This is a genomic window from Polaribacter sp. BM10, from assembly GCF_002005425.1.
Classification (GTDB): Bacteria; Bacteroidota; Bacteroidia; order Flavobacteriales; family Flavobacteriaceae; genus Polaribacter; species Polaribacter marinaquae.
This window is the reverse complement of sequence record NZ_CP019704.1, coordinates 1,695,822-1,707,961: the sequence shown is the minus strand read 5'-3', so window position 1 is coordinate 1,707,961 and position 12,140 is coordinate 1,695,822. Positions and strand designations below refer to the sequence as shown.

Sequence of the window (12,140 nt, the reverse complement as noted above, 5' to 3'; positions counted from 1 at the left end):
TTGAACGGTTTTTTTTGTGCTTACTAAATAATTTGAGTACAAAAAAACACCCATCTAAAAGTTAAGAAGGGTGTTTTAATTTATTTATAAGTTTTAATTCTTATCCGTTCATAGATATTAAGAATTCTTCATTATTTTTAGAGAACTTAATTCTGTCATTTATAAATTCCATTGCTTCAATAGGATTCATGTCTGCTAAGTATTTTCTTAACACCCACATTCTTTGAACAGTTTGCGCATCTAATAATAAATCATCTCTTCTTGTAGAAGATTTAATCAAGTCGATTGCAGGATAAATTCTTCTATTAGAAATATTTCTATCTAATTGAAGTTCCATGTTACCAGTTCCTTTAAACTCTTCGAAAATTACTTCATCCATTTTAGAACCTGTTTCTGTAAGAGCAGTAGCAATAATAGTTAAAGAACCACCATTTTCTATGTTTCTTGCAGCGCCAAAGAATCTTTTTGGCTTGTGTAATGCATTTGCATCAATACCACCAGAAAGTATTTTTCCAGAGGCAGGAGCAACCGTATTGTAAGCTCTAGCTAAACGAGTAATAGAATCTAAAAGAATTACAACATCATGACCACATTCTACCAATCGTTTTGCTTTTTCTAAAACAATATTGGCAACTTTAACGTGTTTGTCTGCTGGTTCATCAAAAGTTGAAGCAACAACTTCACCACGAACATTACGTTTCATGTCTGTAACTTCTTCCGGACGCTCATCAATCAGTAAAACAATTTGATATACTTCTGGATGATTAGCTGCAATTGCATTGGCAACATCCTTTAAAAGCATCGTTTTACCTGTTTTAGGTTGTGCTACAATCATACCACGTTGTCCTTTTCCTATCGGAGAAAATAAATCGATAATTCTTGTAGATAAAGAGCTTCCTTTTTCTGCTAAATTGAATTTCTCTTGAGGAAATAAAGGCGTTAAATGTTCAAAAGAAACACGGTCTCTAACAATATTTGGATTTAATCCATTTATTTTAGAAACTCTAATTAAAGGAAAATATTTTTCACCCTCTTTTGGTGGTCTAACATTTCCTCTTACTGTGTCACCAGTTTTTAAACCAAATAATTTAATTTGAGATTGAGAAACATAAATATCATCAGGAGACGATAAATAATTATAGTCAGAAGATCTTAAGAAACCATAACCATCAGGCATCATTTCTAAAACTCCTTCACTTTCTATTATCCCGTCGAATTCAAAATCAGGATCTCTGTATCTATTGTTCGACTTATTACCGTTATTTCTATTAGAGTTTTTATCTCTATTGTTATTTTTTTGCTTATTGTTTGGTTGATTGTTGTTTCTGTTATGTTGCGGTTTATTTGGCTGATTCACAGTTTTGGTTTCTGTTTTATCTTCCTTTTTGCTTACAACATTTTTCTTAGGAGCAACATTTTCTTTAGCAGTATCTTCTACCTTAACTTCTTTTTTAGCTACTGGCTTTTTCTGAGGTTTAGGATTTGGTTTAGCTCTTTCTTTTGTTACTGCTTCAGTATTTTTTTCTTCCGTTTTAGCAGTGCTTTCTTCGGTATTAACTTTTTCAGAAGCAACAGCTTTTTTAGTTACACGTTTTCTTTTAGGTTTTTCTGTTTTTTCTACATTTTCCTTTTTAGGTGAAACGGCAGCCTTTGCTTTAGTAGGATTGGCTGCTTGTGTGTCTAAAATTTGATAAACTAGGTCTAATTTTTTTAACTGACTAGTTTTTGTTAAACCAATAGATTTGGCAACATTTTGTAATTCAGCAAGAGTTTTTGCTTTTAGTTCTGAGATTTCGAACATTCTAAAATTGTTAAGTTAAATTTTTTTGGATCTTAAATTTGTATTGTAAGATGTGCGTTTTTTTTGAATGGAGCTAAAAGTATAGTTCTACTTTTTAGCCTTGTTGTGCGGTTACTATGTAACAAATATATGCTTTTTTTTTTAGTTTTAGGTTTTCTTTATTAAAAAAGAATGTATACTTTTGTTGCAATAGAAATAACAAATGATACAAAGAATACAAAGTGTATATTTATTTTTAGCTTCAATAATTTCTGGAGTATTAATTTTTGTTTTTAATTTGTGGAAATCTATAAAAAAAGATATCTTCGCTATGGATTTATTAAATAGTGAATCTTTTCTTTTAAAGGTTATCCCTGTTTTATTTCTAGTATCGGCTATATTGTCTTTTGTAGCTATTTTTATATTTAAAAATAGAAAATTACAATTTGTAATTGGTCGTGTAACAATTTTGATAAACCTTATTTTATTAGGATTATTGATTTATGTATCTCTAACTTTACCTGGAGAAGCTTCTGTTTCAGAGAAAGGTATTGGGATGTTTATACCAGTTTTAGCTATTTTGCTTGTTGTTTTGGCAAATAAAGCTATAAAGAAGGATGAAGATCTTGTAAAATCTGTAGATAGATTGCGATAAAACTAACATCTTAGTATATTTAGTGCGAAAAAAAACCGAGATTTATTCTCGGTTTTTTTATGACCTAATTTAAAATCCGTTTTTTTAAATAAATCATTCATTTTTTTAATTTTAAAAAGTTAACTTTCTAACCAATTATATAGTTTTTTAAATATCTCTTTTGCAGTTGTTTAACTTGTGTACATCCCTGAATTCAGGGACATACATCCCTGAATTCAGGGATAGTTAAAATTCACTGTTTTCAGGGATTGTCTACTAACTATTTCTAATTTAAATTTGTAGCATAAATAATGAAAGATAAAATACACGTTCACGTAGCAGATGATCATAAGATTTTAATAGAAGGAATCATCGCTGTAATAAATACAGATAAAGATATCGAAATTCGAGATTATTCTTTAACTGGTCAAGAAGTAATTGATTGGTTTAGTAAAAAAGAGAATCATGCCGATGTTTTAATATTAGATATTACGATGCCTGTTTTAGATGGTTTTGATGTTTTAAAATATTTTAACGAAAACAAAATAGATCAAAAGGTAATTGTACTTTCTAGTTACGATGATGTTAAGATTGTACAAGAAGTATTAAATCTAGGCGCAAGAGGTTATATCTCTAAAAATAATGCTGGCGTACATATTGTAAAAGCAATTAAAGCAGTAGCAAATGACGAGCAATATTTTAGTAATGATATACAAGAAGAGCTTTTAAAGTCTTTTTCTGGTCAAAATAATAGAAAAGGAGATATGCCAGAAGACTTTTTATTTGAGTCTTTAACAGAAAGAGAAATAAGTGTATTAAAATTAGTCACAAAAGAATTAAGTACTAGTGAAATTGCAGATAAAATGCATATTAGTCATCACACAGTAGAGTCATATAGAAAAAAATTATTAAAAAAATTAAATGTAAAAAATTCAGTAGGATTAGCAATGTATGCAGTTAAATATAAGTTAGTATAGCCTATAACTTTTTTAAGTTTAAAACAGCCCCTAAAAACTAAACTTAATTTGCATTCCCCCAAAAACATAAGCACTAATTTATTTGTGTACATTGTTGTCCTTTCAATATTACCAATCCCCCAATTACCCAACTTAACTTAAAACAAACCTCAAGAATTCCATTATTATGAAAATTAAAAAATTAGCATCATTAGTTGTTGTAGCAGTATTAACATTATCAGCATGTTCTTCGAACGAGAGTATTTTACCTGTAGAAGAAAGTGAAAATGCACTTAAATCTTATAAGATAAAAAGAGACGCTACCGGTGCTTATTCTATTGATTTAGATGTTGATGAAAATGTAAAAACACAAGCATTTAAAAACGAAGAAACAAATAAAAATGAATTTCATTTTTATGAATCTGATAACCAAGCAAGTAAAAAACAATCTAAAGAATTATTAATAGACGATCAAGAATTAAGTATTGGTTTTGTAGATACTAGATCTAATAAAACATCTAATATTAGTATTATTGATGATAATATTGAAATGGCTAAAAAAAATTTAGATGATACATTTTTATCAGAATATAGCATTACAAGTAATGAAGACGGTACTTATGATTTAGATTTTACGGTAAAAAATCAAACTACTGTAGATTTTATTTACAATGAAGAGACTAGTATTTATGAAATTCACTTAGAAAAAGGAAAATCTTCTGAAACAATTTATTCTAGAAATTTCACTAAATTAGAAGGTGAAGTTCTAAGGATTGATTTTGTAAATCATTTTGTTAATATATTGGAATCGAAGAGTTCACAGGAGTCGATGCGAGTATCAAGAACACCAAGGGTATTGGTTGATATGTAATTAATTTAGATGAATATTAAATATTTCAATTTATTTTTGTATTTGTTTCTATTACTTGAGATAAGTATTTATGCAGAAAAAAGAGAAACAGTTAATACAACTGTTTCTCTTTTTGTAAAAAAAAATGATTCAATCCTTCAAACTAAGTTTAAAGTTTTTAAAAAAATAAAAACGGATGAAAATTTTTTAGAGATAATTAAACAAGGTTATGAAATTTTAGACCTTTCAAAAAACAACGATTTAAATATATACATTGAGGTAAATGCAATAATGGCAGAGGCGTTTGCAAAATCAAGAAAATATAATAAGGCAATTTCTTTTTATAAAAATGTTCTTAAAACCATAGATAGTTCTTCTTTAATAGATTCTAGAGAGAATATTACCCTTAGCAATAAGTTAATACGTAGTAAAACTAACCTCCAAATAGGTAGTGTATATCAAAATATTAGTTTAGAAAAAGGAAATGAAAAGTTTGCTGATAGTGCTAAGTACTATTATAATATTTTAATTAATGAAAATACTTTAAGTAACGCAGAAGTTGAAAAGTTTAAAGCAAAAGCTTATAGTAATTTATCCGGAATTTACAGTGTTAATTCAGAATTTGAGTTAGCAAAGAACTTCGCATTAAAAGCAATTGATATTCATCGGTCGCAAAATAATAAAATGTCAGAAGCAGCTGCTATAAGTAATTTGGCTAACATTTATATATATAAAGAAGCTTTTGCTAAAGCTAAAGAAAACTATAAAAAAGCGTTAGACTTAATTGAGAATGATAATTCAAATTTAGCCACACAATTTAAAGAAGCAATGTATGAAAACATAGCTTATTCTATGTTTAAATTAAAAGATTACAAAGCTTATGAGTTTCAATTAATTTCTTACGAAATAAAGGACAGCTTACGTTATAAAGAATATAAAGGTATGATAGATGAGTTAGCCTATAAATATGATTATAGTAAGGGTAAGGAATTAGGGAGAAAAGAAGAAGAAAACAAAAGATTAAAGGATCAGAAAACTTTTTGGTTTTTTGGAATTGGTAGTTTTATTGTAATGATTTCTTTAGTGTATTTTTTGAATCTCTATAAACTAAAGCAGAAAAACTTAAGGCTTAAATTATCTCAAACACAATTAATTCAGAATCAAAATATAGAAAAATTAAAATCTGAATCTCAAGCAAGAATATTAAACGCAACCATAGATGGTAAAGAAACAGAACGTAAAGAAATAGCAGAAACTTTACATGATAGTGTAAGTGCTTTACTTTCATCTGCTAACTTGCACTTAATGGCGACCAAACCATTGTTTAAAGGAGATATTCCTTTAGAAATAGACAAAACACAAAATATTATTGCAGAAGCTTCTCAAAAAATTAGAGATTTATCGCATACATTGGTTTCATCGGTTTTATTAAAATTTGGATTAAACTTTGCTATTAAAGACATCGCTACAAAATACTCTAATTCTGTACTGCAAATTGATACAGATATTTCGGGTTTACGAAGATATCATCAAGATTTTGAAATTAAAATTTATAATATTATTCAAGAGTTTGTAAATAATATTTTAAAGCACAGTAAAGCGAGTTATACTTTAATTACCCTTTACGAGAAAGACAAAAATTTATGTTTTCAAATTACAGATGATGGAGTTGGTTTTGATAAAAATAAGGTAACAAATAAAGATGGTTTAGGTTTAAATCAAATAGAAGCTAGAATTCGAATGATGAACGGAAAATTTCTAATCGAATCTACAATAGGAGAAGGAACTACAATTTCTGTTGAATTACCGGTTGTAGAAAAAAGTTAAATTATCCTCTAGAACCTAACTCTATTATTTCTAGGTTTTTAATTTCCCCACTATCTAGGCTAAATCTTAGCATTGTTCTAATTTTATGAAAGCCGTGTTTGCCAGCAGCACCAGGATTTAAATGAAGTAAATTTAATTTTTTATCAAACTGTACTTTTAAAATATGAGAATGTCCAGAAATAAAAATTTTTGGAGGATTTAGTTGAATTTCGTCTTTTATTCTTTTGTAATATTTATTAGGATAACCACCAATATGTGTCATCCAAACTGTTACTCTTTCTAATTCAAATTTATTATCTAAAGGAAATTCTGCTCTAGCATCTTTATCATCAATGTTGCCATAAACAGCCCTTAAAGGTTTTAGTTTTTTTATAGTATCGGTCACATTTAAGTCGCCAATATCACCAACATGCCAAACTTCATCTACTTGTTTTACAAACTTTAAAATTTGAGCATCTATAAAGCTATGTGTATCCGATAAAAGTAGAATTTTCTTCATATAAATTAGTAAGAAAAGTTTAACTTCTCTTCGGTCATCAAAAATACTAATAACAAAATAAATTCCGTAATTTTACAGTCTACAAAAAACTATTTTCTTGAGATATTTTATAGAACTTGCTTACAACGGAAAGAATTATCATGGTTGGCAAATACAGCCAGATGTTGTGTCTGTACAAGAAAAAATAAATCATGCCATTAGCACTGTTTTACAATTGCAAATAGAAGTTGTAGGTGCAGGAAGAACAGATACTGGCGTGCATGCTTCACAAATGTTTGCACATTTCGATTTAGAAAAAGAAATTAAAGGCGATATTGTACATAAATTGAATTCTATTTTACCAAACGATATTACAATTTACCGTGTGTTTTTAGTAGAAGAAGAGCATCATGCAAGATTTAATGCAGAAAGTAGAAGTTACGAATATAGAATTTGGTTGGGTAGAAATCCTTTTTTATTAGATTTTTCATGGCAAATACATTCGCAAAAGTTAAATGTTTCTAAGATGAATAAGGCCGCGAGTTTGTTATTAGAATATGAAGATTTTCAGACTTTTTCTAAGGTAAAAACAGATGTGTATACTTTTAATTGTAATGTTACAGAAGCCGTTTGGAAACAAGAAAGTGATTTATTAGTATTTCATATTTCTGCCAATAGGTTTCTTAGAAATATGGTTAGAGCAATAGTTGGTACATTAGTAGATGTAGGTTTAGAAAAAATTACAATAGATAATTTTAGAGAAATTATAGAGAGTAAAAATAGAGGAAACGCAGGGTTATCTGTGCCTGCAAAAGGGTTATTTTTAACTAAAATAAAATATTAAATTTTGGCAAATAAAACAGGAAATGCTTTTGATATGGATATCTTTTTAAGGCTAATGAGCTTTGCAAAAAGATACAAACGTAATTTTATTATAGCGTCGACCTCTACAATTCTTTTAGCAGGTGTTGCCTTACTAACACCTATTATTTTAAAGAAAACTGTAGATGTTTATATTACAAATAAAGATACCGAAGGTTTAATAAACAGTATTTTATTAATGTTAGGTGTTTTAATGATAGAAGTTGTTTTACGATTTACGTTTATCTATTACGCAAATTGGGTTGGTCAGCATATAATTAGAGATATTCGAGCAAAGATTTTTAGACATATTTTACAATTTAGAATGTCTTATTTTGATAAGAATTCTGTTGGTAAACTTGTAACAAGAGTGGTGTCTGATATAGAAACCATTGCGGCATTTTTTAGTAGCGGAGTTTTTACAATTGTAAGTGATGTTTTACAAATGTTTGCTGTAATTGTTGTAATGTTTATAATAAATTGGAAACTAGCATTTATAGCAATTGCGGTTTTACCGATTTTGGTGTATGCTACAAAAGTTTTTCAGAAAGCTATTAAGGCAACTTTTCAAGAAGTTAGAAATCAGGTTTCTAATTTAAACGGATTTGTGCAAGAGAGAGTAACAGGTATGAAAATTGTACAGTTATTTAATAGAGAAAATATAGAATACAACAACTTTAAAGAGATAAACAACAAACACAAAGATGCTTACATAAAGACAATTTGGTATTTTTCTATCTTTTTTCCGATAGCAGAAATTTTATCATCAATAGGTATTGGTTTAATTGTTTGGTTTGGAAGCAAGCAAGTAATAGATGGTGCAGTTCCTGGTCCTGGTACAGTGATGGCTTTTGTACAAATGGCTCAAATGTTATTTAGACCATTAAGACAAATTGCAGACAAATTTAATCAATTGCAAATGGGAATTGTATCTGGTGAGAGAGTTTTTAAAATTATAGATACAGAAAGTACAATTTCTAAAAACGGAACAATTGAAGCGAAAAACTTAAAAGGTACTATTAATTTTGAAAATGTAAAATTTAGTTATGTTGCTGGTGAGGAAGTCTTAAAGGGTATCGATTTAAAAGTTAAAAACGGACAAACAATTGCAATTGTTGGTGCAACTGGTGCAGGAAAATCTACCATTATTAATTTGTTAAATCGTTTTTATGAGATTGATAGCGGTGTAATTAAAATTGATGATATTTCTATTGATGCATATAAATTGCAAAGTTTAAGAGATCAGGTTGCAGTAGTTTTACAAGATGTATTTTTATTTTCAGATTCTATTTTAAATAATATCACCTTAAAAGATGACACTATTTCTAAAGAAGAAGTAGAAAAAGCAGCAAAACAAATTGGTATTCATGATTTTATTATGACATTACCTGGTGGTTATAATTACAATGTAAAAGAAAGAGGAGCAATGCTTTCTTCTGGTCAAAGACAATTAATAGCTTTTTTAAGAGCGTACGTAAGTAAACCAAGTATTTTAATTTTAGATGAAGCTACATCTTCTGTAGATGCACATGCAGAACAAATGATTCAGTTTGCAACAGAAACAATTACAAAAGATAGAACTTCTATAGTAATTGCTCACAGATTAGCAACAATTAAACAAGCAGATAAAATAATTGTTATGGATAAAGGTTTAATTGTAGAAGAAGGAACCCATAACGAATTGTTAGAAAAAGAAGAGGGTTACTACAAGAATTTATACGATAAGCAATTTAGTTTGGATGTTGCTTCTTAAATACTTAGGATAAATTGATGTTTTTCTTTTTTAATTGTTAAATTTGGTATTCAATCTTAAACAATATAAAAATGAAAAAAGTATTATCAATTGTATTTATTGGTGCTTTAATGTTTACTTCTTGTAAATCTAACACTAAAGATGTTAAAGAAATTAAAGAAACTGAAGTAATAGAAAACACAACTGAAGTTGTTAAAAAAGAAGTAGAAACAGACATTGTTGTAGAAAAACCAATGGAATCTGGTTTAGTTGGTATTACAATTCCTTCATTTTCTAATGATAAAATTGTAGAAAACTTAAAGGCATATACTGTTTATGCAAGAGATTATATAGCAGCAAATGGTAATGTTGCAAAAATTACTGCAATTGCTGCAAAAGGAAAAAAAATATTAGATGAAGGAAGAGAAATGGCTTCAAAATTACCAAAAGAAGAGCAAGAAATGTATGCGAAGGTAATGGCTCAAATTCAGTCTAAAATGGCACCAGCTAACTAATTATAGTTACATTTATAAAATAAAAGGCTCTCTTATTTAGAGAGCTTTTTTTATTTGGATGAAGTATTACATTAGGTCTTTTCTAACCTTTTCGTTTAAGTCTGTATAATTAGCGTATAATTCAAAACCACCGTCTTTTATATAAGAGATTTCTCCTGTTTCTTCTGAAACTAAAAGACAAACAGCATCTGTTTTCTCAGATACACCAATTGCTGCTCTATGTCTTAAGCCAAACCTTGCAGGAATCTTAGTGCTATCAGAAATTGGTAAAACAACTCTTGTAGCAACAATATAATTATCTCTAATAATTAAGGCACCATCATGTAATGGACTATTCTTATAAAAAATACTCTGTAATAATGCGTCGTTTAAAAGCGCATTCATTGTATCGCCAGTATTAATTAAAAAATCTAAACTATTTGTTCTTTCAATAACAATTAAAGCACCCGTTTTAGATTTAGACATTTTTTGGCATGCTTCTATAATTGTTTCGGTATCAATATCCGAACCAATTTCTGTTTGTAAAAATTTTAATTGTTTTAAAAAGTTTCTTTTGTTGGTAAAATTAGTTGTACCAATCATTAATAAGAATTTTCTTATTTCTTGCTGAAAAACAATAATTAAGGCAATTACACCACCAGAAAGTAAATAGCCTAAAATTCCGCTGAGCATTTCCATTTTTAAGGCTTGTGTAATTTTCCAGATTAAGAAAATTAAGGCAATACCGATTACAATATTTATGGCGACAGTTCCTTTTAAAAGTTTATAAATGTAATAAAGTAATATTGCTACTAGCAAAATATCTAAAACATCTAACAAAGAAAATTCTATAAAATCGAGCATAAAAATTAGTGATTTTAGGCTAATGTACTAATAAATAATTTGGAGAACAATATCAAAATCTATAATAGATAATAATTATATTAATTTAATATAAAATAAAGCAAATTAAGAAGTTTAGCCCTGATTGAACGGTTTGTTTGAGCTCTTTTGAGGAACGAAAAAAGCGAGTAGTGAAAGCAGGAAATAGCTTCTAAAAAGAAATCTTATTTACAATTTTAACTGCTTCGATTGCTTCTTTTACATCGTGTACTCTTAAAATATTTGCACCATTTAAAAGCGCAATTGAATTTGCAGAAGTTGTTGCGTTTAAAGCTTCTTGTGCAGTAATGTCTAGTGTTTTGTATAACATAGATTTTCTTGAAATTCCGGCTAAAATGGGTGCGTCTAAAGATTTAAAGAGACTTAAATCTTTAAGAATTTCAAAATTATGATCGATAGTTTTGCCAAAACCAAAGCCAACATCAATAATTACATCATTAAGTTTTAGCTGATGTAATTTGTGTATTTGAGCAGCAAAAAAACTAATAATTTCTTGAATAACATTGTTATAAACAGGGTTTTTCTGCATGTTTTGTGGTGTACCTAACATGTGCATTAAAATATAAGGTACTTGAAGATTAGCAACGGTTTCGAACATGTTGGTATCCATATTTCCGCCAGAAATATCGTTTACAATAGCTGCACCAGCGTTTATGGTTTCTTTGGCAACTTTACTTCTAAAAGTATCTACAGAAATGATTATTTCAGGAAAATTTTTAAGCAACAAATTAATTACAGGAACAATTCTTTGTAACTCTTCTTTTTCTGAAATATGCTTTGCACCAGGTCTAGAAGAGTAAGCGCCAACATCGATAAAGGTTGCGCCATCTTTTAACATTTTTTCTGTTTGAGAAAGTATATCAGACTCGTTTTTGTATTTACCTCCGTCAAAAAAAGAATCGGGTGTAATGTTTAAAATTCCCATAACTTTAGGCGATGAAAGATCGATTAAGGTTCCTTTACAATTTATGGTCATTTTACTTATTTTTAAATTATGAATGCAGTTTTAAAAAACTTCTGTAAAAATAAAAGAAAAGCTTATAGTATTTAGTATTTTTGAACAAATACTTTTAATAAAATAGAATGCAAGATACATCTAAACAATATGATGCTGTAATTAAAGAATGTAGAAGTTTATTTATAAAAAAAATGAGCGATTATGGTTCTGCGTGGAGAATTTTACGATTACCATCTTTAACAGATCAAATATTTATAAAGGCAACTAGAATTCGTCAATTACAAGAAAATGAAGTAAGAAAAGTAGACGAAGGTGAGAAATCTGAATTTATAGGAATTATAAATTACTCTATTATGGCTTTAATTCAGTTAGAAAAAGGTGTTGTAGAAAATCCGGATTTAAATACTGATGAAGCAACTGTTTTATATGATGCACATGCAAAAGTTACCAAAGAATTAATGATGAATAAAAATCATGATTATGGTGAAGCTTGGAGAGATATGCGCGTTTCTAGTTTAACCGATTTAATTTTACAAAAATTATTACGTGTAAAACAAATTGAGGATAATAAAGGTAAAACGATTGTATCGGAAGGTATAGATGCTAATTACCAAGACATGATTAATTATGCAGTTTTTGCTATGATTCACTTAGGAAATTAGAGATT

Annotated in this window: 12 protein-coding genes; 8 read left to right on the top strand and 4 right to left on the bottom strand. The window is 28.4% G+C overall.

Going from position 1 to position 12,140, the window contains the following annotated elements; translation table 11 throughout:
* Positions 1–100 precede the first annotated feature (100 nt).
* On the bottom strand, positions 101–1,801 hold the full coding sequence (rho, locus tag BXQ17_RS07635) for a transcription termination factor Rho (protein ID WP_077810046.1): 1,701 nt from the start codon (positions 1,799–1,801) through the stop codon (positions 101–103).
* 202 nt (positions 1,802–2,003) lie between these two features.
* Between rho and BXQ17_RS07630 the strand changes: the two genes are divergently transcribed.
* From BXQ17_RS07630 to BXQ17_RS07615, 4 genes are all read left to right on the top strand, one after another.
* A complete protein-coding gene (locus tag BXQ17_RS07630; RefSeq protein ID WP_077810045.1) occupies positions 2,004–2,435 on the top strand; it encodes a DUF4293 domain-containing protein in 432 nt (143 codons plus the stop codon).
* A 290-nt stretch (positions 2,436–2,725) separates the two neighbouring features.
* Positions 2,726–3,391 carry a response regulator transcription factor gene (locus tag BXQ17_RS07625; RefSeq protein ID WP_077810044.1) on the top strand — a complete coding sequence of 222 codons (666 nt, stop codon included), beginning with the start codon at positions 2,726–2,728 and terminating at the stop codon, positions 3,389–3,391.
* 166 nt (positions 3,392–3,557) lie between these two features.
* Positions 3,558–4,241 carry a hypothetical protein gene (locus BXQ17_RS07620; RefSeq protein WP_077810043.1) on the top strand — a complete coding sequence of 228 codons (684 nt, stop codon included), beginning with the start codon at positions 3,558–3,560 and terminating at the stop codon, positions 4,239–4,241.
* Between the two features lie 9 nt (positions 4,242–4,250).
* Positions 4,251–6,047 carry a tetratricopeptide repeat-containing sensor histidine kinase gene (locus tag BXQ17_RS07615; protein WP_077810042.1) on the top strand — a complete coding sequence of 599 codons (1,797 nt, stop codon included), beginning with the start codon at positions 4,251–4,253 and terminating at the stop codon, positions 6,045–6,047.
* 1 nt (position 6,048) lies between these two features.
* Here the strand turns inward: BXQ17_RS07615 and BXQ17_RS07610 are convergent, their stop codons facing one another.
* Complete coding sequence (locus BXQ17_RS07610; RefSeq protein WP_077810041.1) at positions 6,049–6,546, bottom strand: metallophosphoesterase; 498 nt, start codon at positions 6,544–6,546, stop codon at positions 6,049–6,051.
* A 97-nt stretch (positions 6,547–6,643) separates the two neighbouring features.
* On the opposite strand from BXQ17_RS07610, the gene truA reads away from it, so the two are divergent.
* The 3 genes from truA (at position 6,644) to BXQ17_RS07595 (ending at position 9,633) form a co-directional block, all read left to right on the top strand.
* Complete coding sequence (gene truA / locus BXQ17_RS07605; protein ID WP_077810040.1) at positions 6,644–7,369, top strand: tRNA pseudouridine(38-40) synthase TruA; 726 nt, start codon at positions 6,644–6,646, stop codon at positions 7,367–7,369.
* 3 nt (positions 7,370–7,372) lie between these two features.
* Positions 7,373–9,139, top strand: coding sequence for an ABC transporter ATP-binding protein (locus BXQ17_RS07600; RefSeq protein WP_077810039.1), 1,767 nt, complete (start codon positions 7,373–7,375; stop codon positions 9,137–9,139).
* Positions 9,140–9,210: 71 nt separating this feature from the next.
* Complete coding sequence (locus tag BXQ17_RS07595; RefSeq protein ID WP_077810038.1) at positions 9,211–9,633, top strand: hypothetical protein; 423 nt, start codon at positions 9,211–9,213, stop codon at positions 9,631–9,633.
* A 66-nt stretch (positions 9,634–9,699) separates the two neighbouring features.
* Here the strand turns inward: BXQ17_RS07595 and cdaA are convergent, their stop codons facing one another.
* Positions 9,700–10,476, bottom strand: a complete 777-nt coding sequence (cdaA, locus tag BXQ17_RS07590) for a diadenylate cyclase CdaA (RefSeq protein WP_077810037.1) — start codon at positions 10,474–10,476, stop codon at positions 9,700–9,702.
* A 190-nt stretch (positions 10,477–10,666) separates the two neighbouring features.
* Positions 10,667–11,491 carry a dihydropteroate synthase gene (gene folP, locus BXQ17_RS07585; RefSeq protein WP_077810036.1) on the bottom strand — a complete coding sequence of 275 codons (825 nt, stop codon included), beginning with the start codon at positions 11,489–11,491 and terminating at the stop codon, positions 10,667–10,669.
* Between the two features lie 107 nt (positions 11,492–11,598).
* On the opposite strand from folP, the gene BXQ17_RS07580 reads away from it, so the two are divergent.
* Complete coding sequence (locus tag BXQ17_RS07580) at positions 11,599–12,135, top strand: DUF1599 domain-containing protein (RefSeq protein WP_077810035.1); 537 nt, start codon at positions 11,599–11,601, stop codon at positions 12,133–12,135.
* Positions 12,136–12,140 lie beyond the last annotated feature (5 nt).